This window comes from Sphingobacterium sp. 2149 (genome assembly GCF_031455655.1).
Classification (GTDB): Bacteria; Bacteroidota; Bacteroidia; order Sphingobacteriales; family Sphingobacteriaceae; genus Sphingobacterium.
On record NZ_JAVDTD010000004.1, the window covers coordinates 390,708 to 414,444 of the forward strand.

Genomic DNA, 23,737 nt, shown 5'->3' on the forward strand with positions numbered 1-23,737 from the left:
AATAAAGTTGCGTGTTTTTAGCTTTCCGAGAAATTGTGTATTTTTGTACCAGTCCAGAGTAACAGGATTACCAAACCTATTTGGATAAATAACCAATTTTTTATGCATGAGGAGTATTATAGTTTTGAAAAAACGCCTGACATACACTATTACGAATTTTTCAGTATAGGCCCAAAAGGCAACATAAGAAAAGTAATTCAGTTTCAACAGATCAGTATTGAGGAAAACATATATAATCTTGGATTTGGAGATTTTGATCCTAGTACAAAAGAGATAAGTGATCTAACAACATCAAATAATTTAGATACAAAAAAGGTCCTTACTACTGTAGCTAGAGCTGTCTTAGACTTTATTCATAAACATCCTCAAGTCATCGTAATGGCAAAAGGTAGTACGGCATCCAGAACGAGATTGTATCAAATGGGAATAGCGGAATTCTGGGAAGATATTCAAGAAATATTTGAAGTGAAAGCCTATTATAAAGACAAGTGGGAATCCTTTGAGAGAGGTAAAAATTATGATGCGTTTTTTATATTTAAAAAATAATAACGAACTTTGTATCAGGAGGTTTAAAACATGAGCACAAATACGAATAAAAAAGATAAAAATAATCATGATATGACGGCTCAAGATCGCCAAAATATTTATAATACATCTTCATTTTTTAAGAAAAAAAACGAAGATGCTATTGATTTTCTGAAAAAACATCCTATACCTAAGGAGTATATCCGAAAATAGAATTTTGCGTTAAATTTGGTATATTTCCGAAATCACGCCACCTAATACCAATTTGACAAGAGTCCCATCTTCAACCAGTGTATGTAGTACCTCATGTAATTCCGATTCCTCTAATTTATCTATTCCATATACCTTGTTGGTCAAAATAAATTCGCTCATTTTCCATAAAGAAAATTTTATGGGATATTCATTGGTTGGCATAAAGTCAAATTCACATACTATACCGTCTTTCTCTAAACGGCAGCCCGCACCATGAAACTGGTAATTGAATCCACCAATTTGTCCCGAGCGATTTCGACTGCTCTTTTGTTCAAATTCATCCATATTTGGAGAGAACTGATATTTGAAATCGTTTATGAAAGTGACATAATCGTTCAATACTTTCCTTATAACTAGATTAAAGATGTTGCATCAAGATACAAATTAGATATGTAAATTAGTTGCTTAGTTATATATATTAATACAATGGGATTTTTTTGGGTTCACAAGTTATCATTTATGTGTATTGTATCGATAAGCATCTTATCGCAAGCTGTTGGTCAGTCCCTTGTTTTGGATGACTCAATAGCGGATATTTCTCCTCACATGATTGAAATATTTCCTGAGCCACCTTATGGTACAAACGGGTTTAAAAATTGGATTGTTAAAAATTATAAGATACCAACTGCTGCCAAGAAAGCAAAAGTAAATGGCAAACTGATTATCAATTTTACGATTGAGAAAAATGGACGGCTCAGTAATTTTCAGATAACCAAAGATATTGGTTATCATACAGGTGAAGCATTAATTGAATTAATTAGAAAATCTAGTCCCTGGAAACCGGGATATCAAGATGGACGTGCTGTAAAATGCGGCTATACATATCCCCTGTCATTTAGTAATGGTGAAATAAAATTAGATAAGGATATACAAAAAGACAAAGATGAAAATCCATATTATTAGCGACCTGCATAGAGAATTTGGATACAACGATATCAATCTGAAATTAGCAGACGTACTTGTATTGGCTGGAGATACGGATCTAGGGGTAAAAGGGATCAGCTGGCTCAAATCACTTTCATTGGATATACCGATCATCTATGTGCTGGGAAATCATGAGTATTATAAGGGCGCATATCCGAAAACACTATATAAAATCAAAGACGCTGCAAGCAATTCAAACATCCATGTGCTGGAAAATGAATCTTTGGAGATCAACCTCGTTTGTTTCCATGGCTGCACACTCTGGACTGATTTTTCGTTAAAGGGCAATCCTGCTGCATATGGATCGCTATGTCAAAGCCGTATGAATGATTATAAGAAGATCAGATTAGGTGACAATTATGTAAAATTAAGAAGCATCGATACGTTTAGAATCCACCAAACTTCGAGACAATGGCTGATGGAAAGTCTTAGTGTCAGCGAAGCAAAACATAACATCGTAGTGACGCATCATGCTCCGAGCATGCGATCCTTACCAAAGAAGTATTTGGACGATCCGATCAGCGCCGCCTACGTCTCGGATATGGAAGCCTTTATCTTAAAGCATCAACCCTCCTACTGGATTCATGGTCATATACATACTCCCGTAAATTATAAAATCGGTAACACTGAAATTATATGCAATCCACACGGCTATATCAATGAACCTTATAATGGGTTTAATAAGAACCTTGTTATAGAGATATGAACAAAAAACAACAATGAGAATGGAACAAATCGACGTCCTATGGCAGGGAAAAGTTAATCAATTTCCATATCGGATATATAGATCCACAACGAAAAATGACGTTGAAACGATGAAGGATTTTGAGGAACTAGGTCTCATGACCCGTCATCATGATGGGTACATTCGTGAAATAGCAATAGCGAAACTAATGAATCTTTTTCCCTCGGAAAGCATTCCATATGTAGTGCAGCTATTAGGTGAGTATGTTATGGAAATCCATTTGACCATTATTGCATGCATTACCCCGCAGCAAAAGAGTTGGATCAAAGAATTCTTTACTGAAAACACATTATATGAAAGGGCGATCCGAAGTAGAATAATAAGCTATTGGAATTGTTACTACAGATTTGACTTTATCAAATTGAAAGATTATCCAGCTTTCCAGTTTTTCTCTGATTGACTTATAATCAATGCGACAACTATTAATAGGAAATTACCTATTGAGTATAGTCTTCAATCTTTCGCGTATAGTGATCAATCAAATGTTGTTCAGTATTATCCAACAGTTGAAGTGAATCAATTCGAATATCCCTATCAAGAAATATCTTTTTCCATTTTGCTATTGTATATCTAGCACGGTGCGAGGTGGAGAGGATCACCTGATCTTCCTTTGCAATGAATATTGTATTAAATATCTCTACAGCAGCACTACTGAATACATAGAAGTCATCAGTTGCCTGCTCTACATACCTATGTGGATTGGCATGTACCATGACACCGTCTATATCTAAAAAGAAAATCATGTTGCACGAAGCTAATGATTAATTTGGCACTTCCACTCCACCCGTTTACGATTTAATAATAAAAAATACTAGCCATAGATGGATAGTCCAGCCTAATTTTGTAAATTCAACGTATAAGCCATAGCATGAAACAGTTCATAAAACTATTCCACATTTCTGCCCTTACTATCCTCATTACTGGTTGCAAGGATCCATCTCGCACAAAGACAATGGATTTTGGTCTATTTACACTTGAGGTTCCCTATAAATGGCAACAAGTCAAACAAAACGGAATCGACAGTTATGTCGGCGCAATTGCTGTAGACAACAACGATACGCTTTACTTCGATCTGGGGATGTATTCCAATAGTTTGACAGAGCATAACATAGAAGTCATTACCAGACAGATGATGGAGGAAAGTGCAACGGACTCTTCGAACTATATTATTGTAAAAGATATGCCGATATTGGATTTGGATCTCGATGCTGATCTTTACAGAAAACAAAATGTATCCTGGGATACTATCGATAACAGAAGAGCGAAAATCGTATTTCCGAGAATATCCGGAAAAGGAAACACCGGAGTGTACATCGGCAGCCTATGGGGAGACTCTTCAAAAGTCCGATTTAACCTTCATGGTTCAAACCTGAAAGCGCAAACTGAACAGGATCTTCTTAAATCGATAAAGACATTGAGATTCCACAAACGTAATATAGATAATGAAGAGAATTAACGCTCCCCTATTTGTACATCTCAGTTTTATCGCTTTGACATCTTATACGGTGTTCACAGATGGTGATTGGCTGAGATATTTTACGGGGAGTTTAAATTTTAACCTGATTATTTTTGGATTTCAAGTTGCAGCACTTATTTATGCAGGATACCTACAAGCGAAAAGAAATAGAAAGATATTCTCTATATTTTGGCCAGCATTGATTGGACTACTGATGTTAATATTTTGTATACTCATAACAGGAAATTATCAGTTTAACACAAATATAGGTATCACCATTTTATGGCTAATTCCTGAGGCTTATTACATAGCATATGATGTTTTAATAACTCATCTCATCAAGGAAATGCCACTCCCATTGAATATAAATTGGCAATTTCAAGCGAAATGCATCTATATTATTCTCTCAGCCATATTTCCCTTGATCGGATATACTTTCTTTAAATTGAAAAGAGTACTTTCAACACATAAATAGGAATCTATGGAAGATAATTGGAGTAAATATGGATTTTCAAGTTCTATGGGGCCAAAATTAAGGAAACTCGTGCAAATCCAGCTTGTTGATGAATTGAATAGTTTGTTGGGTATGAGCTTTGAATTTGACTTTGACTGGTCAGAATCATGTATTGAAGGCCATGATGGAATGTTTCTGGATGGTAGTCTAGAAAATTACTCGGGTATCATATTGATCGACAAACAAGCATCAATTAAAGCAGATGGTTGGATGGACTTTATTCAGGAAGGAGATTTCTTCCTGGCTTATTGGGATCAAATAACAGTTTGGCAAAATGATAGGGAACTATTCTCAAAAGATTTTGGGATCTCTAGCTATGCCTTTGCATTAGTTCCTGAGGAATTGCGCTGGCATCTGAAAGAAGTCAAAAAACACTAAAAAATGAATAATCTGAACGAAAAAGTTTGGTACGCATGTTACGGCTCCAACATGCTGCAAGAAAGGTTTTTTTGCTATATAAAGGGAGGCCAGCCCGCTGGTGCAAACACAACTTACAATGGATGTAATGATAAAACGCTTCCGATCGACAGTGAACAAATGTATATCTCCGCTGAACTTTACTTTGCGAAAGTCTCGAAAAATTGGAACGGCGGTATTGCTTTTATCAGAACTACATTTACTCCTATTGCATCTACTTATGGACGAATGTATTTGATAACAAAAAGCCAATTGATAGATATTGCTAGACAGGAGACCAATACAAGCACCAACTTAGAAATTGACTTTGAAAAGGCTATAGAAAAGGGCTCTTATATTTTTAAACAGCCTTCATGGTATGGTAATCTATTATACTTGGGTGAGCATAATGGTTATCCTATTTTTACAATAACAAATGAACAGGATTCACAATCCTCGACTAAACCTAGCATTTCCTATTTAAAAACAATTATTGATGGACTTCGGGAATCACATGGGCTGGACAATCTTGCTATCTTTGATTATCTGAAAACCAAACACGGTATTATAGAAAATTATTCTGAAGAGGAATTCAGGTCTATTATTGGTGCAAAGTAGGACTAATTTATTTAAATTAGAGAAAAATGTGAGCTATTTCAGGTAGGAAGCAATCCCTTTTTGAATCATTAGGGATATTAACTACCTTAATATTAACCAAATTATAAAATGATGCTTGGAGATTTAAATAGAAACAGTATTTAAAACTTAAGCGATACTATCGTAAAAGACAGACTCGTTATAACCGACCAATACCGGGTGATCGCGTACAAATGGACGTCTGTAAAATAGCTCCAGGGATTTATCAATACACAGCGATAGATGATTGTTGTTCAAAACTTGCCAACTGATAAAAAATTGATTTTATAATGCTATTTCACTTCATCGAATATTATTGTTAGCCTGACGAGTACTCCAAATCATCCACACCTGATCTGTCAATGTAAAACATTCTTTACTGCTTAGATTATCTATCGTTAAAAATCCAGTAACAAAAACCTTCTAGACAGCTAATACTTCATTCTCAACACCAAGGAATAATTTTTTTTTAAAACCAAACAGGATTCGATATTGTATTAATAGTACTTTTCAAAAATAGGTAGTAATTTAGGTAGTAATTGGTAAACCTTGAGATCCTCCCAGACTCAAGGTTTTTTTATTGTTTTTATATTCTTTTTCATCGAATATCATCCTTTATCCACTTTAATTCCCCACGCTGGATCATGGCTATATACTTTTGCACGTGATCATCGGTCAATAAGCAATTGTCATCAAGGTGGTAATTGAACTGCTTAGTAAAGCTATAATATTGAATACTTCCTACATAATTGAGATAAATATGCCAAAGGCTGTATTCTTTGGCCCGAACTTCCACTACCTGGCGTTTTCTATGGTGATAAAACAACTCAGGCACATCCGTATCAAAGCGAAGTATAAGCGCGTCAATGCACGCTTCCTTGATGTCATCGGCAAGTACACCGTATGCCAATTGCCACACGCCCTGAAATTTCCTGAAAACATAAAAAGCAAGACCATTTTTGTTATAGAGATGATAATCTTTCATGCCCATGCTTTTATCATGCACGGTAATTTGAGCGTGCATTACCCGATTTCGGCAAAAGATCTCTAGTGGTTTCATTTTACAATATTACTAATAATATTAGTAATATTATATATGGCAAAGATATTTAGGGTTCAAATTTTTTATATGCCATTGGATGGATGAAGCCTCTCATAGCGCGATATTAGCATTACACAAATTGCGTGGACATATTGCTTGAGCGTTTCTATGAAACGATTGTACATTTCCTGCATCTTCTTCTCATAGCTGGTAGAGCAACCACATAGCGCGCTCCTATATCGCTAAAAACAGTGGTGCCGATGTCAACATTGGCAGCTATTGGAATGTTGGAATTGGTATCTATATGCTGAATTAATATGTTTACAGCTGTTAGCTTTCAAGATTATTACAAACTTTAAGGGTGAGGTGTTGGTTTGGAAGTAGGGCTGGTTGCAGGAAACCGTAGCCTCTTCACAAATATTTTCATACGTATAAAGCTTACAAGATTGGACAGATTCCACTATCCCGGTCTAAGCTGACTGAAAACACTATGCGTCATTTTTTGATACAAATTGTCTAATCGTCTGGGACGGTAGTGGAAATACATATATAAGGATGGATAGGCGAAACTTTTAGTATATTAGTTTCGCCAATACAGTTATTACCTGCAATTGCCCAAACGCGATTCACAATGAATGAAGTAAATAAAATAAAACAACAGATTGTAAGAAAAGCTATAGAATTTAAAACAGGAGGTTTTAGGCCAACAAATTCTATTTCTGAAAGTTGGATAGGAAAAGTTTACTTATACAAAGAAGATGAAGAAATTCCGAAAGACAAAAATGGAAATCTAATGTTTCCTTTGTTTCAGCTTTGCTTAGAAGATATTGAAATTAGACCTGATATTTTAGCTGATACAATGGTGATTACTGTTTTTATAGCAGAAGAACTTCCAATGGATATAACAGCCAACGGAAATGAATGGGTATTGCGAGAATATAAAAAATCAGACAAATTAATAATTAAAGATTTAAACAATCCTGATTCAGTGCTAAAACCATTCCCCCTAAAACCTTCAAAAATAGAAGAAGATTATCCTGTGTGGGACGGAGGTGGTTTAACAAGTGAAATGGAAGATGAAATATTAAAACTTGAAGATTCGGGAATAATTGAAGGTTATTATGATATAGCTGAAAATCAATATGGACACAAACTTGGAGGTTATCCAAGCTTTTGTCAACCAGGTGTATATTTTGGCAACGACTTTGAATTTGTATTTCAAATTGCATCCGACGACAAAGCAAATTTGAATATAGTTGATAGCGGAACGATGTATTTTGCTAAAAATGCGAAAACAGAAGAATGGAATTTCTACTGTGACTTTTATTAAAAAAAAGCAGATGACATCGGCTTGCCAAAATCTATTAACTTTTTATATATTAGTTTGACAAAAACAGTTGTTACCTGCAATGCAGAGACAAACCGTTCTATGGCAAAAATAACAGATATTAATCGAGGAGACTTGTTAACATTCAAAGCCGCTGACAATAAATATAAAATGTTGCTTTGTACGAGTACGCGCAAGGACAGAAGTCCGCAATGGTTTACTTTCGCGGCATTGACCTACGACAGTTTCGAAAAACCGACGACTTCAAACATTAATAATATCGAATTCTTTGGAATAGGAAATAGAAAGTGTGAATACTTCAAATATTCTGATAATGAACTTGATAAAATGTGGTCAATTCATCCTGAGACTCGGCCATACTTTTTAGGTTCATACGGATTTTTAATTTTCCGAAAAGACTTTATGAAGTTTCGAGACAATTTTGAAATTATTGGTACTTTAAATGTTATTGACCACCTCGACAAAAACGGGAATGGTAGTATGAATATAAGTAACTGGGAATTAATCAAGGATTTTTTTGCAAATAGAATTAATTCCGTTATGCCCGACAGAGGACAGAAAACTTTTAAGGTAGGTGCAATTATTAAAGATTGAGGAAGGACAGCTTACTACAACCGACTTGGCAAAACAGCTCCACTTTCGTATCTTCGATACGGCTACCTTATTTCGCTAAGTCGCCGCTCTATCATATAACAATGCTAAAAACTACCATACATACATTCAACGACCTTGACAAATGGTTGTCGGACAACTTCTATTTTGAAGACGGACACGTTTTGGCAATAAAAGAAAATCCGCTTGAAATTATTGTTGGTTATAATGTGAAAGCAAATTATAAGGCAAATTCAGAAAGACACATTTTGCCTTTCAAAATCATTCCATCAAAAATTTACGAATGGACTTTTGACATAGATGTAACAAATGTTGGTGACGCCAACTACATTGAATATATTGAAGCACGAGAAGTTGAAAATGGAATTTGCTTAGAGTTCGCTACACCTGCGACTTTTCGCCTTGTTACAAACAGCCTTGACATTGAAGAACAAGAGCTAATAAAAACAACATTTAAGCCTTGGACAAGTGAAAAAGAAGTGTATCTGACCGCTGACCTTTCTGAAGTTCCGAGACCTTTGTTTTGGAAAGAAAAATTAAGCAAATACGGACACGACATTTTGTTCCGTTATTATTCAGGTGAAGAAAGACAACCAGAGCAAGTTCCTTATCCAGACTATCAAGGTTACTACATACAACTTGCGGATAGAATTAGCTCGACACAAGAAGGTATTTTTCTCAAGCATATAAAAGCAGAAAACGGAAAATTTAGTTTAAATTTTGAAAACAAGGACGATGAATTGAAAGATGTTTGGAACGACTTAACAGCAATTCTTGCAGACTTTCCTAATGCTCAAATCAAAAGCGGAAACTGCGAATTTATTGGAAAAAAATGGAAACAATATTTAGCTGACAAACTATTACCGACTACAGAATGACAGGAAGCACAGCATATAACGGTGACTTAATTCGCTTGCCGTAAGCTCCCTCGCCATTACCCGCTATTATTGCAAAATATTGCAACTAACATTTACGAGTAATTGATAATAAAGGACATTTATTTATTAAACTAGCAAAAGTGTTATAATCAATTATGTAAAAACACATGGATAATCAATTGTACGAATTAAAAGTCACAGACAGACAAAGCTTCATTAAATTTCTTGATCTTCTGCATAAAAATCTGCTCCAAAATCCTGAAACTTGGGAAAACAAAACTTTACCCGACTTTCTGGAGGCTTTGGCCTCATACGCAGAAGATATCCAATGGTATTATGATAATACAGACGCAAATGTAGATGCTGAAAAAGCTGCGTGGTCAACGTTTGCTGATATTTTCAAAGGAGCGAAAGTTTACGAGTAATAGTAAGCATTTCTTTCACTCGTCCGCATATTTACTAGCGAACAACATTTGCTAGATATACCAACAAAAACTACAGAATAATATATGAACCTACAGCTTAGTGCCAATAGAGATTTAAACGCAAACGATATACTACAACTTTATCAAGCCAATAAATGGAGTGCAGCCAATAAACCGGAACTACTGATTAAAGCACTATTAAACTCGCATTCTCTAGTTACGGCATGGGATGGTACAACATTAGTAGGCCTAGGGAATGCCATTTCCGATGGGTATCTCGTGGTTTATTATCCGCATCTACTAGTGCTACCCTCCTATCAGGGCAAAGGGGTTGGGCGTTTGATTATGGATAAAATGCAAGAGATTTATAAGGATTTTCATATGCAGATGCTTACTGCTGACGGGAAAGCCATAGACTTTTATAAAAAGAATGGTTTTGAACGAGCTGGTCAAACAGAGCCTATGTGGATCTATTCTGGCGGTGATCATTAAAATGGAGAAAATCAAAAAGTTCGAGCAAATATTGTCAGCAATAATGGCATGATACAAACATTACAAATATCATATAGTGATTCCTTGTTAAATTCTACTTCACAAATTAAGAGGAATTGGATTTACTATTTTTTTACGGGCAAACTAGCCGAATATAAGAGATTAAAAAAACTTAAACGTGTTGATTATTGGTGGGTAGAAATTGTCGATATAAATAATTCAATTACAAGGAAGATTCCCTTTGATGTTTTTAAAAATCCAATAAGGGGATTGAGGGACGCAGAATTACATTTAAGCTCCATTCAACCCATAAAGGACATAGATAGGGAGTTGTTTAACGATATGTGGAGTATATATGACAATTTCAATTTCAACAAACTTGAGCAAATCATTTCCAAATACTTGAAAAACTGGAAAAGCAAGGACAAATTTAATCCTCCCGTGTTTCCTTCGATAATAATTGACTTAAAATATCCCAAAGATATTATTGAATTGGAAACGATTGAAGAATTAGTAGACCAAGTTGATTTCATTGGGTACGAATGGTCTGACTCAGAACGATTGATTGATTCGACAGGAAACATGTACAGCACCGAATACTTAAATTTTGGACATCCGGTTGGCGTTGTACTACCGAAAAAAATTGATGGAAGTATAACGAACGAAGAACTACTCCTTTTAATAGGGAATAACAAACTGAACTTTAAAATTATTGATTAAACATCCTATGCTAAAAATAACAGATATTAATCAGGGAGACTTGTTAACATTCAAAGCCGCTGACAATAAATTTAAAGTGTTGCTTTGTACGAGTACAATGGAAAATTTAAACGAAAGAGTTTGATATGCTTGTTATGGTTCCACCGAAGGTTTCGAGAAATTGGAACGGAGGTATTAACTTTATCAGAACTACATTTACTACTACTGCGTTTACTTATGGACGAATATATTTAATAACTTTATCTTAAGATGATGTTATACCCCGCCAGTTTTACCGCATAATAGCAATGAGACAATTAATTACAGCTATAAAACAAAAGCACGAGAAAGATGGAATTGACATCTATCCTGGAGCAATGCTCTCGGAGATTGATACCTTTGAGCAAAAAATTGGATTTCCTTTGCCCGATGAGTTTAGAAGATTTTATCTCTTATGTAATGGTTTCGGTTGTAATGAAGATATTTTCAATATTATACCACTTGATGGAATAATGGAGTACTCAGACAACTATGGGAATAATTGGTTTTATTTTTCAGAATATATGATTAATTCAGATATATGGGGATTAAGGTATTTAGGAGATTGCCGATATGAAATATTTAATGCAACGCACCCTAAAATTGCATTGACGTCGTCCCTCACAGAGTTTTTGCAGCGTTTTTTAAAAGGGAATGTCTTCGACCCCGGAGGATTATATCACTGGCACCGAGAGTTGGGTATTACATCCTAAAATTCCGTCGATATCGACACTAAGCCCAATAATAGCAAGCACGAATTGCCTGTGCACGCTGCTTGAGCGTTTCGGTAACACGCTTGTACATCTCCTGCATCTGCTTCTCATAGGTGGTAGAGTGGCCACCAAAGAAATCGACATAGCTCGCTCCTATATCGCTAAAGACAGTGGTGCCGATGACTACATTGGCTGCTATTGGAAGGCTGGAATTGGTCGTGGTTAGTATCATAGAATACTACTTTTCAATCGGGCAAGGTTAATACCCAAGCCTAATATACATTATTTATGCTGAATTAATATATTTACAATATTAACTTTCAAGATGATTACAAACTGGAAGGCTAAGGTACTGGTTTGAAGGAAGGATTTGTTACGGGAAACCGTAGAGCTGTTAAAAAAAGCCTACTCGAACTTTGTGCTCCTTCCGCTTTTGAAGTGAGTAAACTACCGCTACTGAAATAACCAATTTTAAATAAGAAATTAAAATTTGGTCAATTTTCCCTATTTTAACAAAAAAATAGCATATGCCAAATATCTACATTATCTCTGGCTGCAACGGAGCAGGAAAAACAACCGCTAGTTACACCGTGTTACCGGAGATATTAGATTGCAGGGAATTTGTAAATGCCGACAACATAGCAGCAGGTATTTCTCCTTTCAACCCGCAAAGCGTAGCTGTATCAGCTGGACGAATTATGTTAGAGCGTATAGCGGAATTGATGAAGAATAAAGCTGATTTTGCATTTGAAACAACGCTCTCCACTCGAAGCTATAAAAATTTAGTAGTCGAAGCTCAAAAACTGGGGTATTCAGTCACTGTACTCTATTTTTGGCTCGACTCACCTTCATTAGCCATACAACGTGTAAAGAAGAGAGTAGAAAACGGGGGACACAATATTCCATCTGATGTGATAGAAAGACGATATCATCGTGGTTTAGAAAACCTGTTTAACATTTATATTCCAATATGTGATCGATGGCTGGTTTTTGATAACATGGATTTAATACCCGAAATAATTGCTCAAGGTGATAAATTTGGAGAATTCGTTTCAAATAGCGAAATTTGGTCAACACTAAAATCGAAATACCATAATGAACGATAAGGTAAATATTGAAAATATCAATCTTTCTGAACGAATTCGTTTAGGAGTGCAGAAGGCTTTACGAAAATTGGCAGAAGAAAGTGCTGCAAAGGGTGAGAGTTTGGTGGTAAAAGTTGATGGTAAAATTCAAGAAGTGCCTGCAAAGGAACTACTTATGAATTTACCAAAATAGTTACTTTTACAGGCTCTGTAAAGCTTGCTAGATTATTTGAGATATCAGTTGTCAATTCTATTTAAAAATTTTCGATACCTCAAAACGTTTTTCCTAACCGAAAACTCGGAAATTTCCAACGCCATTATTTTAGCCATCCAACAACCGTTTATGAATGTCAGCCCCACTATTGCCAATACGTTTAGGGCCTCTGACGCTCTTCTCCTAATAAGTTTCATTTGAACCATTCTTGTCCATTGTCTAATCGTTGTAAAAAGTCAGTAAAAGAGATTCCAATTTCAATATGATATTGTTTGTCCAAATCAATAAAAGGCGTAAGTACTACTCTAATTGAATTGTCAACTGTTTTTTCAATTGCAATAAATTCACTACTTCCATTTCCACCAATTGCCAAAGTCTTTGGAAGGTTCTCTAAAATTTGATAGTCGGTATTGGCTCCAATTAATTCGTCAACGTCCCAAAGTCTCACGAACTCTGATCCTATAAACTGTTCAAAACCCGAGTAATTCTGTAAAAAAAAACAAGTAATCGTTAGGAAGATTAAAGTTCAAAATTCTTTGTACACCAATCCAAAAATTCTTTATATATATTAGATGTAAAGTGATACTTTTAAAGCGATAAAACTGCCTGCAAATGACCGACAATATCGAACAATTTTTTAATGCATATTTGACCAGAGATGTAAGTTCTGTTTACACAGAAGATGTTCCAAAGGAAATGATGGCATCCGAGGTAAACGAAGATGGCTGGTACGAATGGAAGCTTATTCCTGGATCATTAACTAATGATGATTACAAAAAAGTGGCTGCAAAATTTAGCACTTCGTTGCCCGTTAGCTTTATTGAATGGCATAAGCGTTATTTCTTTGCCGACTGTGATTGTTCAATCGTCAGACTACCTCACTCCTTACCTTCTCAACCGCTAGCGGAAATAATAGCTAATCTTGACTGGTACCTACCGGAACAACTCATCCCACTTGGCCTGATCCCTTTTGCGAGTGAAGGTAATGATACTGGACCACTGGTATTTGATACGAGAGGCTCCGTCGAAAAAAATGATTATCCGATTAGAGTCTACGACCATGAATATGATGGCGAGCTCGATGGACTGAGCGAAATTATCTTTTCGTCATTCAACAAGATGTTGGCATGCTTAACCCATTTTTTAAACGAAACTAATACAAGAAAACATTTTGAAGTAATCGCTGACTTTTATACTATTGACCCAGACGGTGCTGGGTCTACGGGGCGATCATATTGGGAAAGCTGGATAACAATGGGCTGGGCGAACTTTGAGGAATTTGGATATTAAAGTCAGAACCCCGAAAATGAACCAGTATAAATAATATGAAGGAAACTCTTTTGGTATTGGATTTGGTATACATCAGAGGAAGTACAATCCCGATGATAACTCATGGATGCGATAAATTGATTAATTTTAGAAAAAGTCATGATATATGGTACGATTTCGTTACGCTAGAGTGTCTAACAGATAACTATAAACTTGAATTTATACATGTCGAAAGATAGTGTAAAAAGCAATTCAGTAAACTCGGCTGATTATATAAAAGGCCTGCCATTTGACTACATCGAAACATATTCCCTTCAGCGTGGAGAGGAATACACTGCGTTAATCCAAACGTTGGAACCAGAACGAAATAGTTTAAAAGTGAGAAAGGAAAAACGGAACAATCTCAGCGAAAACGAAGAAATTCGCCTGATCGGGCTGAATGCTTTATTGGGTGTAACACAATATTTAATTGATGATACAGGTCGATTTCATTTTTCTAGTCAAAGAACCAATACATTTATATGTGGCAATGAGGAAATCAGTCTACTAAAGAATATTTTACTTACCAAAACAACTAATTTCAACAATTGGATGTGTGCCCCCATTTACAGGGATGCTATCGTATTCTATAAAAGCTCGGGCGAAATTGTATCTGTTTTGAATATCTGTTTAAGTTGTGAAGCAATGGCAATAGATAGCTGCAATCGAGTTGTTGCTGATTCCAGCACATATGAAATGCTCAGAAAGTTTTTTAAGGAGATAGGTCATCCTGTAGAGTCATCAATTAGACAAAGATAATTATACGTTCAATGCACGAGAGAATAATAGCAATATGTTTAATGGCCCTGGTGCTATTTTCATGTACTTCGACGCACAAAGTTCCAAGTAATAGTAACGATATCGTTGTACCGACAGCCAAATTTGACTTCAAAGATACCATACCGAAAATAACCGTTCGGGACACATCTCTTGCATTCCCGCAAATATTTGAGGGAAGTTTCGTGAAGGGCACAAAAGTAGCGCAATTTGGTACGGAAATAACGTTTGATAAGATAGCTGTCGGAAATCTAAAAGTATCATCAGGCCAGATTATTGCGACTGATCCTGTCATGTTAAACGATGCGATAGCCTTTAATGAAAATTTCCCTGTTGGTGAGTTTCCAGTCGAATTGGCAATGGCAGATATCAATGCCAATAAGGATCGAAGGGTCGCATTTGCACGGGTAAAGTTCTCAGATAAGCCCATCCGGAAATGGGAGTTTGCATTGTTACCGGGACAGACTCCAATCCCCCTCAAATCCAAAGAAATATATGGATATGGAGTGGATGCAGGACTAGGTCTTTTCGTTGATCAAGCAGCAAAGGATAGTCTGAATAAGCTGCTCGACAAAAACTGGGACAATATGTTCTCCGAAAAATTCGAGGATTATTTAAACTACGATTTTCAAAATTACAATGCAGTCTTTTACTCCACGGGGTATGGAGATGGTTTTTATGCTACTTACATTGGAAGGGACAGTGATGGCAAAATTTGTCAGCTATTGACTGATTTTAGTATTGTACTGTGGCGGAATGTAGCAGAGTAGCGAAAGATTGAGCGTTTTATTTCTTTTCTAAGGAATCTAAATTAAGCTCGTAAACGTCCCCTAATTCACCACTGCATTTTATGAAGATATTCTTAGGAATCTCAGAAAAATCAATTTTGGTGACTAACGATCGGTCACATTCATTTTTAGTTGTGTTATAAAAGAACAGTTCATTCTTGTCTAACTTTATAGGCAGATCACTTGATGCTCCCAACACATAACTCCCAAAGTATTGTTTTTTATTATCATATAACAGAATTGAACCTGTAGTATGTTTATTCGGCCCCCATACCCTGCCCCAAGTTACCATGTAATACTTTTTTTTGGCTACCGTCTCTATCTCGCCTAGATAGGCTACATCGACTTCATTCAGGTAATCCTTATTATCACTCAGTTTAAACCTGAATGTCTTCCCTACAACGTTTTTGGATAAAACAGACAATACGATATCCTCCTTATCTTGAGCTAGCCCAGTACCAGATAAACAAAAGAAAATAGAAATTATTAAAAGTTTATTCATAATTGCAAATACCCCTGTGACGTTAAAATGATGTTACTCTACCTTCTTGTAAACGGACAGCTAGAAAATAACATAAATGTCGGTAACTTATTTTATTCGTTTAGTTTTGAGGACAATTTAATTTTCATGTTTACAGTATCCAAGATAAAACATCGGATATGGATATTTCTTTTTATCAAATGATTTTCCGATTGGATTTAGATAACCCTTTGAAATCAAAATAACTTCGCCAAGTTGTTCAACTTTTTTCCATCATATTTGAGCGTTAATACATTACCTGCTCTCTGCCATTTGCCCGTCCTCCATTCATTATATCCGAAAGCACCTGTCCAATGCAATTCAAATGTCTTGTCTTTTCTGAAAAGGATATAAGCTTGATTTTGAGTCCCTTCATAACAGGCGCTAAATTCAACCTCGCTTTCGAGTTTTTCTGAATCAAGCTTGTAGGGACTAAATAGCGTGTACAAAATTGTAATTGAACAAATTATTGTTGGCAGACAAAATTTTAAAGACAAGTTCTTCTGATTGCGGATAATTTCGATAATTCCCTTGATTTCAAAAACAAATATCGTGACAAAAGTAACGGGGATTAAAGCTGTCAGACCCCAGTACACAATACCAGAAAAATACTTGTCAATATGATGGTAAAATATGGTCAGCACAAGATAAACGCTACAGATAATTGTTGTTAAGATCAGTGACCGTTTTGTCTTGGTAGTTTGTTGCATAAAATTGCTGCTTTTCTATTATACCAACTTACAAAAATTTGCAGCATCGAAAAAGCGTGAGCGGAATAATAGTTCCAAATAGTTATATTTGATAGCGGTCTTATATTTAAGAAATAAAAAAATATAGTAACTGTTCCGCTGATGGATCATGGAAAGAACAGTGCGAAATACCAGAAGATCTCTGATAAAATAATAGAACTTCACCATATTTAAAGTATAACTGAATCAATATGGATCATTTAAAACCTACACCATTATGGACATTGGTTGCTAATATCAAAGAGAACATCAGGCATGGTGAAGAGAAACTACAAACTCGTATCGGCACGAAACAGTTTAGCGCTGGTACTAAGGTGTATATTATCGATTGGTTTGCCGGAATGTGTAAAGATATTACGGTAATTGGTTTATCCCGAGATACGAAAAGGTTAATCACAATTGTTATTCGTGCTGAATGGGTAGAGAACCTCCGCGTCAAACTTTGCTATACCCCTACAGTTTGCTCAACAATAACGGCTTACTTTGATAAGGAGGAATCTGGGATGCAGCGATATACAGAACGGTTTGTGAAGGAAATGTTTATCGGTATCCCTCAATGGAATGAACCTGAGTCAATATAATGTATAGATAATATAACTTAACAATGGCAAATGGACGAGCTTGATGATTTTACGATTGGATTGCACTCAGGAGGCCAATCAATTTCAATTACGGTAATTGGATTATTAGTTATTGATGCCACTAGCAGCTGGGATAAGAATTGGTTAAGGACTAAAATCTCAGTACAGGCTGGCGCGTTCGGTGGCACCTACGATGCAGACCTAACAACATTTGACTTTGAGAATTTTAAACAGGATCTGAATTTGCTATATGAAAATTTAAATTCCGAAATTGAATTTAAAGATTTGGAAGGTTATTTATATATGAAAATTAAAGGGAATGGGCTAGGTAACATCAATGCTGAAATAAGCTGTACTGACAATCCAGGAATCTATGGCGCTACATTGGATTTTGAACTTAATTTTGACCAGACTTATATCAAGCCAGTTCTTCAGAAATTAAATAATATTACGAACAAATATCCTGTTGTTGTATAGTAAGTAAATTGTAAATGATCAGAAAAGTAATGACATGGCTCTGCTGCATTTTGACGGGCTTTATTTCTTCAGTTTACATTAAATGGGACTGGTCATTTATCCTTATCCCAACATTGATCTCATTAGCCGTGTCATTAAGCAATTTTGACAAGATCAGTTTTCCTAAGAAATTGATAGGCATACTGCTTCATTGGTTTTTGAGTATAGTTATCTTTATCATAACAATTGCCATCACTGTGTTCTTTCTTTCCCCACTTGGATTGTATGCAATGTATGTTGGAACGACGTTAGCTGCAATACTATTTTCACTAAATACAAATATAATCTTGCCTTTCCCAAAATTCTGGCTTTCAATGGTGGTCATATTTGGGTTATCTGTACTGGTATGGCCAATAGCAGATTATCTGCACGCACATCCAATATTTAAATTAGTTGCGCTAAATGGACGTGAGAATATCGTCACTATTTGGTGTTCACTTGTCGGATTTGGAGCCGCATTGGGTATACATGCACAGAAGGATAATGTGATAGAATTTCATAAAAATGGATGAAAAACATCAAAATCAGATTCTTAATTTATAAAAAGTTAAGTATATAATATGAATAATCAATTAAACGAACTGATCGTAAAAGATAGACAAAGCTTCATCAAATTTCTTGATTTGTTGCGCCAGGATTTGCTCCAACAGCCTGAAAATTGGGAAAACAAAACCTTACCTGATTTTCTGGAAGCTTTGGCGGCGTATACAGAAGATATCCAAGGGTATTATGATAATACTTACGCAAATGTAGATGCTGAGAAAGCTGCGTGGTCGACATTTGCTGATATTTTCAAGGGAGCAAAAGTTTATGAGTAATAAATAGCATTTATATCGACAAAAATTACCGGATATTATATGAACATAACTATTAGCCTGAACGGAGATTTGAACGAAAACGACATACTGAAACTTTACCAAGCTAATAAATGGAGTGCGGCCGATAAACCAGAACTACTGATAAAAGCACTCTTAAATTCGCATTCTTTGGTTACTGCCTGGGATGGTGCAATATTGGTAGGCTTGGGGAATGCCATTTCCGATGGGTATCTCGTCGTTTATTATCCGCATCTACTGGTGCTACCCTCCTATCAAGGCAAAGGGGTTGGGCGTTTGATTATGGATAAAATGCAAGAGATTTATAAGGGTTTTCATATGCAGATGCTCACCGCCGACGGAAAGGCTATTGACTTTTATAAAAAGAACGGATTTGAAAGAGCAGGTCAAACGGAGCCGATGTGGATCTATAAAGGTAATGATCACTGAAAAAAAGTTAAGGTTAATACTTTTTCATATGTGTATATTCGGGTGGAAGGGAAAAAACTGCTATGATGTGACGTCGTGATTAATCTTCCAGGAAAACTTTTTACAGTTATCAAGGTTTTCAAATTCAAATGATTCTATCCAATCATATTTTCCATCCTCATCTTGATATAAAACTAAATTGTCAGCTTTAATATTTTCAATAAATGATGATAATTCTGCAACACAAGCTTCTAAATCATCTAACCCATAACATGGAATATGACTATGGATATCTGTTTTTCCATTTGGATCTTCAATTCCAATAGTTATTTCGGTATTATATGTTGCAATCCAAATTGAAAATATTCCGGATTCACTTTTCAAATCACAATCAAAAGATCCGTCATCTTGAAACTTTATTGTCTGAGCAAACTGTGGATAATTTCCTTCCAGGAATTTAAGTATTAATTTCGAAAATTCTCTTTGTTCCATTTAGTACTTGATTTATAACTATGTCACATAACCCTTAAATATACGCAATTTACTAAATTAGAAAGTTAATTTTAAAGTCGATCATGACTTATGATCATCCAAAAGTAACGATTAAAATAGCCTTACATACAGTTTAAGGCCAAGATATCGGTTGACTACAACTATAGATTTTGATCGATTAACGGAATATGAATTCTGTGATGAGATCGGCGGTAAAGATTATTACCTATATTCGTCTGATAAAGAAATTCTGTTTACCATTGAATGGGATAGCTTCTTCTTTCTCATCGCAACAGATTACAAAAAAATGAATAAGCTTATCGCCAGCCATTTGTTTGAGGGTTTTCTGTGTAATGACAAAACAGATCATTATTGGGAATACACCGTCGAGTAAAATAAAGATTTTAGCCCAAAACAGATTCAGTATAATAGAGCACAACATTCATTTATGAAAACAGAAACCCAAGAAAAATTTGACAGAATCATAAAAGAAAGCTTTATTGAAATCTTAAAACCTCTTGGTTTTAAAAAGAAGGCCAACAACTTTTATTTGCCGCTTGAGAAAATCGGTCACATCATAAATATTCAAAAAAGCTTTTTAAGATTTTTGAGCTTCTCGATACCTTCCAAACTTTGCACATTGGTATGATGGATCAATATTTCTTCCACATTAGGAAAAACATCCACGATTGACTCAATAGACCTACTTGTAGGGTTGAAATACCATAATGTAATATGCTTTACCGAATTACTCTTATTTTCGAATTTAATGCTCTTATTAAAACCCAAAATATGGATTTCCTCTAGCATACTATATTTGTTTAAGTCGATGGTTCCCTTTGTCGATTTCCCATTGCAAAAGAATTGTCGTACCTCCTGTACATTCTTAGGAAGCTCAACATCCAATAAGGATTCTGAAAAGATAATTTTTTGAAACTGACAATGCTGTAATTGTTCAAACAATAGATTATTAAGAGCCTTATCCTTGTAACGATCTATTGTCAATGATTTTAAATTTCTCTTATCGAAGGGTAACCCTCCATCATACAATTCAGCAAAATACTCGTTATAGCCAGGAGGATCATCACGTCGCAGATACTTTTCAAATTCGTGCCAGTTTTCTGGTTTATAACGCTCCACAATAGCCATCACCTCTTCAAAGCTACTGATTGATAAATACTCTTCTCCTTTAAATTGACAAAGAAATAACCGGTGCATCTTTTACTATTGTATTGGCTCTAAACTTACCAAATTTCCATTGAAATAAATATGATGGCTTAAATATTTCCGCCATTGTTTTCTCTTGTTGAGCAACCGCCAAAGAAATCGACATAGCTCGCTCCTATACATTACTAATATATTAGTAATATTGATTACAAAGACGGCGAACCCCTCTTGAGTTACTTTAAAAACATTTGATAATTGGATATAAATAATCTTATTGTAATCATGCAGATGGTCGTTTAGTTTCTTTTTTAATTTTACCCTTACCCCAAGTCATACTTGAAAAAATTCCATCTTTCATTACCAATGCATGCAACAATGCTATAGAAAGGTGCCCCACAACAATGAAAAAAAGAGACCAGGCTAAACCTCTATGTATGTCATGGAGCCAAGCATATAAAACAGGATTCTGATCTATAAGTGATGGAAGAATAATATTTTGGGATAGCTTGGCTTGGAAACCGCCCGCGGAGAGCTGTCCCCAGCCCGTTATAGGTAAAGCAAACATGAAGGCATACATAACCCAATGCATAAAGTGAGCCATGTTTTTTTCGACCTTTGGCATATCACTTGGCAACGCTGGAATCGGATTTATAATTCTATTCAAAAAACGCAATATACACAGAAACAGAATTGCTATACCAATTGGAATATGAAGATCGATCAACCAGGGACGACTACTAAGAGAAGTCATCATTCCTAAGCCAATAAACATTGTCGATAAAATCAATGTTGCCATCAGCCAATGTAGAATTCTTCCTGTAAGATTAAAGTTTAAAGGAAGTGAACGATTAATATGACGACTTTTTAGCTTGAAAATCTTTACAGATTTGAACCATTCACGAATTCTTGAGCCAGATTTTAGATTCTTCTGCTGTGACATATTATTTATCTTTAGAAGTTTCCTTTTTTCCAATGGCATCAGTAGCCTTTCCATAGCCGATCTCCCGGACACGTGCATTATAAGAATGGGCATAAATACCTGCTCTAGCTGTCAGAACAGGATCTTTGGATACCTCTATTCCTGCCGGTACTTTTGTGGGATCAAAGTTAATATCGCGGCATCCACCCTCAGTTTGGTCAAAAACTCTCTTAATTTCCAATACACCTGCGACGATGTGACGACGATTTGCCGGCCAGGCCTTCGAAGGGTTTTCAATTTCGTCACCAGGTTCAGCAAAGGTCATGACCAAATCCCAATAGAGCGCCCCTTTATCTAGGCGTTGTTTTAGATCGTCAAAAAGGAAGTCGTGACTCGCGTGCTCACGTTCCTCCTTAGACCAGGCACTGAAAGGCGCATGCGGCCGCATCGACCAGCGAACGGCATGTTTATTCCCTTTAGAATCAATTAAATAGAATGCATTGATAACATTGTACTCTGCTACTGCAAAGCTACTTACCCATGGCGCTTTATCAGCCCAATCGATAAAGTTTTGGGCTTCTGGATAGTCTTTAAGAAAAGCGGATACTAATGCCGGGTTTGGCTTACCCGTAGTGCTGTCGATTTTGTACGCATCTGATCTTCTAATTACGCCTAAAGCATCATGTGTAACGAAAAATGGATGATTGTTCAGTTTCATTCTCCATTGCTGGTTGTTTTCTGACGATATCATCATTGCCATGCTAACTGTTCGTGTTGAATTGTCAGCAGCAAAAGGATCTACAGTTCCGATTGAAAAGCGACCTAATACAGCAGATGAATCCTGTGAAAATACAGTTGCTTTCGAAAAGGGAGCTAATTTGCCTGTTGAACGAAAAGTGCCTTCGAAACAAATTCCTTTCGAATGTGCCCGTCTATAACCTGCAGGAAATGAGTCCGGTATATCTTTAAGGAAGCTTGCTGTCGTTGTTCTATTTCCAAGCCATCCTGCAGACCAAGCAAAGATCAAAACCAGACCGGCTGCTAGCACTCCGATACATACCAAAGGGATGATTGCTTTTTTCGATTTAATTTTCTGTTTATCCATTTATTATTAAAACTAGATTTATTCAACAATGTTTTAGCTAAATCTTGCTGAGTTTAAAAATTTGTAATTCACCAAAGTTATTAGTAAAGACAGTAATTTGGGTTACATATTACCTTTAGGTAATTAGTTACTTTTAGGTAATCAGGTGTATTATTTGAAAGTAATTTTTATATTTATGTCTATAAAGTAATGTAAGTAAGTGAAGAAGTCAAAACTGGAACTCGGAGAAAAGTGTTTGCGCCAGATTCGAGGGATTAAAGATACAAATCAGCTGTTGAGTGGTAAATGGAAAAGTTTGATCATCAGTCATCTGTACTATGAAAAAACTATGCGGTTTATGGATTTAATTAGACAACTTGAAGAAATAGCTCCTAAGGTACTTTCAAAAGAACTTAAAGAACTGGAATTAAATAAACTTATAAAACGTACAGTAAAAGATACAATGCCTATCACGGTCGAGTATGAGCTTTCTGAATCTGGAAAAAGTCTTCATTCGGTAATCAAAGTGATGAGTGAGTGGGGAATAAATTATAGGGAACGATTGTACAGTACGGAATAAACTTACTTTTTATTAAT

40 protein-coding genes are annotated in these 23,737 nt (G+C 35.7%); 29 read left to right on the forward strand and 11 right to left on the reverse strand.

What is annotated here, in order from left to right; all coding sequences use genetic code 11:
* Positions 1-102 precede the first annotated feature (102 nt).
* Together J2X77_RS08180 and J2X77_RS08185 are read left to right on the forward strand one after the other, a co-directional pair.
* The gene (locus J2X77_RS08180; RefSeq protein WP_310080126.1) at positions 103-546 is read left to right on the forward strand and encodes a DUF6934 family protein; all 444 of its coding nucleotides are present in this window, start codon (positions 103-105) and stop codon (positions 544-546) included.
* 30 nt (positions 547-576) lie between these two features.
* Entirely contained in the window at positions 577-738 is a 162-nt protein-coding gene (locus J2X77_RS08185; RefSeq protein WP_209581852.1) for a hypothetical protein, read from the forward strand.
* 9 nt (positions 739-747) lie between these two features.
* On the opposite strand, the gene J2X77_RS08190 is transcribed toward J2X77_RS08185, so the two are convergent.
* Entirely contained in the window at positions 748-1,116 is a 369-nt protein-coding gene (locus J2X77_RS08190) for a DUF6896 domain-containing protein (protein ID WP_409050305.1), read from the reverse strand.
* A gap of 87 nt (positions 1,117-1,203) precedes the next feature.
* Between J2X77_RS08190 and J2X77_RS08195 the strand changes: the two genes are divergently transcribed.
* Genes J2X77_RS08195 through J2X77_RS08205 form a run of 3 tightly spaced genes read left to right on the forward strand, consistent with a single transcriptional unit; the run spans position 1,204 to position 2,846 of the window.
* On the forward strand, positions 1,204-1,680 hold the full coding sequence (locus tag J2X77_RS08195) for an energy transducer TonB (RefSeq protein ID WP_310080128.1): 477 nt from the start codon (positions 1,204-1,206) through the stop codon (positions 1,678-1,680).
* Positions 1,661-2,407 (forward strand): metallophosphoesterase, encoded by a 747-nt coding sequence (locus tag J2X77_RS08200; protein ID WP_310080129.1) that lies wholly within the window; start codon positions 1,661-1,663, stop codon positions 2,405-2,407. The genes J2X77_RS08195 and J2X77_RS08200 overlap by 20 nt, the downstream gene beginning before the upstream one ends.
* 19 nt (positions 2,408-2,426) lie before the next feature.
* Positions 2,427-2,846 carry a hypothetical protein gene (locus tag J2X77_RS08205; RefSeq protein ID WP_293938222.1) on the forward strand — a complete coding sequence of 140 codons (420 nt, stop codon included), beginning with the start codon at positions 2,427-2,429 and terminating at the stop codon, positions 2,844-2,846.
* 37 nt (positions 2,847-2,883) lie between these two features.
* On the opposite strand, the gene J2X77_RS08210 is transcribed toward J2X77_RS08205, so the two are convergent.
* On the reverse strand, positions 2,884-3,189 hold the full coding sequence (locus J2X77_RS08210; protein WP_310080131.1) for an HAD domain-containing protein: 306 nt from the start codon (positions 3,187-3,189) through the stop codon (positions 2,884-2,886).
* Positions 3,190-3,314: 125 nt separating this feature from the next.
* Between J2X77_RS08210 and J2X77_RS08215 the strand changes: the two genes are divergently transcribed.
* From J2X77_RS08215 to J2X77_RS08230, 4 genes are read left to right on the forward strand one after another with little or no spacing between them, the layout of a single operon-like run.
* A complete protein-coding gene (locus J2X77_RS08215; protein WP_310080133.1) occupies positions 3,315-3,902 on the forward strand; it encodes a hypothetical protein in 588 nt (195 codons plus the stop codon).
* Positions 3,889-4,377: a hypothetical protein gene (locus tag J2X77_RS08220; RefSeq protein WP_310080135.1), complete on the forward strand. Its 489-nt coding sequence runs from the start codon at positions 3,889-3,891 to the stop codon at positions 4,375-4,377. The genes J2X77_RS08215 and J2X77_RS08220 overlap by 14 nt, the downstream gene beginning before the upstream one ends.
* A 6-nt stretch (positions 4,378-4,383) precedes the next feature.
* A complete protein-coding gene (locus tag J2X77_RS08225; RefSeq protein WP_310080136.1) occupies positions 4,384-4,794 on the forward strand; it encodes a hypothetical protein in 411 nt (136 codons plus the stop codon).
* Positions 4,795-4,797: 3 nt separating this feature from the next.
* The gene (locus tag J2X77_RS08230; protein ID WP_310080139.1) at positions 4,798-5,430 is read left to right on the forward strand and encodes a hypothetical protein; all 633 of its coding nucleotides are present in this window, start codon (positions 4,798-4,800) and stop codon (positions 5,428-5,430) included.
* A gap of 616 nt (positions 5,431-6,046) precedes the next feature.
* Here the strand turns inward: J2X77_RS08230 and J2X77_RS08235 are convergent.
* Positions 6,047-6,508, reverse strand: coding sequence for a hypothetical protein (locus J2X77_RS08235; RefSeq protein WP_310080141.1), 462 nt, complete (start codon positions 6,506-6,508; stop codon positions 6,047-6,049).
* Positions 6,509-7,121: 613 nt separating this feature from the next.
* Here J2X77_RS08235 and J2X77_RS08240 point away from each other — a divergent pair.
* The 7 genes from J2X77_RS08240 (at position 7,122) to J2X77_RS08270 (ending at position 11,696) form a co-directional block, all read left to right on the forward strand.
* The gene (locus tag J2X77_RS08240; RefSeq protein ID WP_310080143.1) at positions 7,122-7,820 is read left to right on the forward strand and encodes a DUF1963 domain-containing protein; all 699 of its coding nucleotides are present in this window, start codon (positions 7,122-7,124) and stop codon (positions 7,818-7,820) included.
* A 99-nt stretch (positions 7,821-7,919) separates the two neighbouring features.
* Positions 7,920-8,432 carry a hypothetical protein gene (locus tag J2X77_RS08245; RefSeq protein ID WP_310080145.1) on the forward strand — a complete coding sequence of 171 codons (513 nt, stop codon included), beginning with the start codon at positions 7,920-7,922 and terminating at the stop codon, positions 8,430-8,432.
* A 101-nt stretch (positions 8,433-8,533) separates the two neighbouring features.
* The gene (locus J2X77_RS08250) at positions 8,534-9,328 is read left to right on the forward strand and encodes a hypothetical protein (protein WP_310080147.1); all 795 of its coding nucleotides are present in this window, start codon (positions 8,534-8,536) and stop codon (positions 9,326-9,328) included.
* A 167-nt stretch (positions 9,329-9,495) separates the two neighbouring features.
* Positions 9,496-9,753, forward strand: a complete 258-nt coding sequence (locus tag J2X77_RS08255) for a hypothetical protein (protein ID WP_310080149.1) — start codon at positions 9,496-9,498, stop codon at positions 9,751-9,753.
* Positions 9,754-9,837: 84 nt separating this feature from the next.
* Positions 9,838-10,245, forward strand: a complete 408-nt coding sequence (locus J2X77_RS08260; protein ID WP_310080150.1) for a GNAT family N-acetyltransferase — start codon at positions 9,838-9,840, stop codon at positions 10,243-10,245.
* A gap of 48 nt (positions 10,246-10,293) precedes the next feature.
* Positions 10,294-10,965, forward strand: a complete 672-nt coding sequence (locus J2X77_RS08265; RefSeq protein WP_310080151.1) for a hypothetical protein — start codon at positions 10,294-10,296, stop codon at positions 10,963-10,965.
* A 287-nt stretch (positions 10,966-11,252) separates the two neighbouring features.
* On the forward strand, positions 11,253-11,696 hold the full coding sequence (locus tag J2X77_RS08270) for an SMI1/KNR4 family protein (RefSeq protein WP_310080153.1): 444 nt from the start codon (positions 11,253-11,255) through the stop codon (positions 11,694-11,696).
* A 19-nt stretch (positions 11,697-11,715) separates the two neighbouring features.
* On the opposite strand, the gene J2X77_RS08275 is transcribed toward J2X77_RS08270, so the two are convergent.
* Entirely contained in the window at positions 11,716-11,928 is a 213-nt protein-coding gene (locus J2X77_RS08275) for a heavy metal-binding domain-containing protein (RefSeq protein ID WP_310080156.1), read from the reverse strand.
* Between the two features lie 295 nt (positions 11,929-12,223).
* On the opposite strand from J2X77_RS08275, the gene J2X77_RS08280 reads away from it, so the two are divergent.
* Positions 12,224-12,802 carry a zeta toxin family protein gene (locus J2X77_RS08280; protein ID WP_310080158.1) on the forward strand — a complete coding sequence of 193 codons (579 nt, stop codon included), beginning with the start codon at positions 12,224-12,226 and terminating at the stop codon, positions 12,800-12,802.
* Positions 12,792-12,974, forward strand: coding sequence for a hypothetical protein (locus J2X77_RS08285; protein WP_310080160.1), 183 nt, complete (start codon positions 12,792-12,794; stop codon positions 12,972-12,974). The genes J2X77_RS08280 and J2X77_RS08285 overlap by 11 nt, the downstream gene beginning before the upstream one ends.
* A 214-nt stretch (positions 12,975-13,188) precedes the next feature.
* On the opposite strand, the gene J2X77_RS08290 is transcribed toward J2X77_RS08285, so the two are convergent.
* Positions 13,189-13,443, reverse strand: coding sequence for a hypothetical protein (locus J2X77_RS08290; RefSeq protein ID WP_310080163.1), 255 nt, complete (start codon positions 13,441-13,443; stop codon positions 13,189-13,191).
* Between the two features lie 164 nt (positions 13,444-13,607).
* On the opposite strand from J2X77_RS08290, the gene J2X77_RS08295 reads away from it, so the two are divergent.
* The 3 genes from J2X77_RS08295 (at position 13,608) to J2X77_RS08305 (ending at position 15,850) form a co-directional block, all read left to right on the forward strand.
* Positions 13,608-14,285: a hypothetical protein gene (locus J2X77_RS08295; RefSeq protein ID WP_310080166.1), complete on the forward strand. Its 678-nt coding sequence runs from the start codon at positions 13,608-13,610 to the stop codon at positions 14,283-14,285.
* 204 nt (positions 14,286-14,489) lie between these two features.
* Positions 14,490-15,062 carry a hypothetical protein gene (locus tag J2X77_RS08300; protein ID WP_310080168.1) on the forward strand — a complete coding sequence of 191 codons (573 nt, stop codon included), beginning with the start codon at positions 14,490-14,492 and terminating at the stop codon, positions 15,060-15,062.
* 11 nt (positions 15,063-15,073) lie between these two features.
* Entirely contained in the window at positions 15,074-15,850 is a 777-nt protein-coding gene (locus J2X77_RS08305) for a DUF4241 domain-containing protein (protein ID WP_310080170.1), read from the forward strand.
* A 16-nt stretch (positions 15,851-15,866) separates the two neighbouring features.
* On the opposite strand, the gene J2X77_RS08310 is transcribed toward J2X77_RS08305, so the two are convergent.
* Entirely contained in the window at positions 15,867-16,370 is a 504-nt protein-coding gene (locus tag J2X77_RS08310; protein ID WP_310080171.1) for a hypothetical protein, read from the reverse strand.
* A 215-nt stretch (positions 16,371-16,585) separates the two neighbouring features.
* Positions 16,586-17,098, reverse strand: a complete 513-nt coding sequence (locus tag J2X77_RS08315) for a hypothetical protein (RefSeq protein WP_310080173.1) — start codon at positions 17,096-17,098, stop codon at positions 16,586-16,588.
* Between the two features lie 230 nt (positions 17,099-17,328).
* Between J2X77_RS08315 and J2X77_RS08320 the strand changes: the two genes are divergently transcribed.
* The 5 genes from J2X77_RS08320 to J2X77_RS08340 are packed head-to-tail and all read left to right on the forward strand — an operon-like array spanning position 17,329 to position 19,499.
* Positions 17,329-17,718: a hypothetical protein gene (locus J2X77_RS08320; protein ID WP_310080175.1), complete on the forward strand. Its 390-nt coding sequence runs from the start codon at positions 17,329-17,331 to the stop codon at positions 17,716-17,718.
* A gap of 30 nt (positions 17,719-17,748) precedes the next feature.
* Entirely contained in the window at positions 17,749-18,195 is a 447-nt protein-coding gene (locus J2X77_RS08325) for a hypothetical protein (RefSeq protein ID WP_310080177.1), read from the forward strand.
* 14 nt (positions 18,196-18,209) lie between these two features.
* Positions 18,210-18,746: a hypothetical protein gene (locus tag J2X77_RS08330; RefSeq protein ID WP_310080179.1), complete on the forward strand. Its 537-nt coding sequence runs from the start codon at positions 18,210-18,212 to the stop codon at positions 18,744-18,746.
* 48 nt (positions 18,747-18,794) lie between these two features.
* Positions 18,795-19,052 carry a hypothetical protein gene (locus J2X77_RS08335; protein ID WP_310080181.1) on the forward strand — a complete coding sequence of 86 codons (258 nt, stop codon included), beginning with the start codon at positions 18,795-18,797 and terminating at the stop codon, positions 19,050-19,052.
* Between the two features lie 39 nt (positions 19,053-19,091).
* Positions 19,092-19,499: a GNAT family N-acetyltransferase gene (locus tag J2X77_RS08340; protein ID WP_310080182.1), complete on the forward strand. Its 408-nt coding sequence runs from the start codon at positions 19,092-19,094 to the stop codon at positions 19,497-19,499.
* Positions 19,500-19,559: 60 nt separating this feature from the next.
* Here J2X77_RS08340 and J2X77_RS08345 read toward each other — a convergent pair whose 3' ends face one another.
* The gene (locus J2X77_RS08345) at positions 19,560-19,970 is read right to left on the reverse strand and encodes a hypothetical protein (protein ID WP_310080185.1); all 411 of its coding nucleotides are present in this window, start codon (positions 19,968-19,970) and stop codon (positions 19,560-19,562) included.
* 151 nt (positions 19,971-20,121) lie between these two features.
* Here J2X77_RS08345 and J2X77_RS08350 point away from each other — a divergent pair, with 151 nt between their 5' ends.
* Together J2X77_RS08350 and J2X77_RS23715 are read left to right on the forward strand one after the other, a co-directional pair.
* Entirely contained in the window at positions 20,122-20,364 is a 243-nt protein-coding gene (locus J2X77_RS08350; RefSeq protein WP_310080186.1) for a hypothetical protein, read from the forward strand.
* 54 nt (positions 20,365-20,418) lie between these two features.
* On the forward strand, positions 20,419-20,619 hold the full coding sequence (locus J2X77_RS23715) for a DUF4304 domain-containing protein (RefSeq protein WP_409050306.1): 201 nt from the start codon (positions 20,419-20,421) through the stop codon (positions 20,617-20,619).
* Here J2X77_RS23715 and J2X77_RS08355 read toward each other — a convergent pair.
* The 3 genes from J2X77_RS08355 to J2X77_RS08365 form a co-directional block, all read right to left on the reverse strand.
* Positions 20,556-21,188, reverse strand: a complete 633-nt coding sequence (locus J2X77_RS08355; RefSeq protein ID WP_310080189.1) for a hypothetical protein — start codon at positions 21,186-21,188, stop codon at positions 20,556-20,558. The genes J2X77_RS23715 and J2X77_RS08355 overlap by 64 nt on opposite strands.
* 229 nt (positions 21,189-21,417) lie before the next feature.
* Entirely contained in the window at positions 21,418-22,077 is a 660-nt protein-coding gene (locus J2X77_RS08360; RefSeq protein WP_310080190.1) for a cytochrome b, read from the reverse strand.
* Position 22,078: 1 nt separating this feature from the next.
* Positions 22,079-23,161, reverse strand: coding sequence for a catalase family peroxidase (locus J2X77_RS08365; protein WP_310080192.1), 1,083 nt, complete (start codon positions 23,159-23,161; stop codon positions 22,079-22,081).
* 199 nt (positions 23,162-23,360) lie between these two features.
* Here J2X77_RS08365 and J2X77_RS08370 point away from each other — a divergent pair, with 199 nt between their 5' ends.
* Positions 23,361-23,720, forward strand: a complete 360-nt coding sequence (locus J2X77_RS08370) for a helix-turn-helix domain-containing protein (protein ID WP_293901805.1) — start codon at positions 23,361-23,363, stop codon at positions 23,718-23,720.
* The last annotated feature ends 17 nt before the right edge of the window (positions 23,721-23,737 follow it).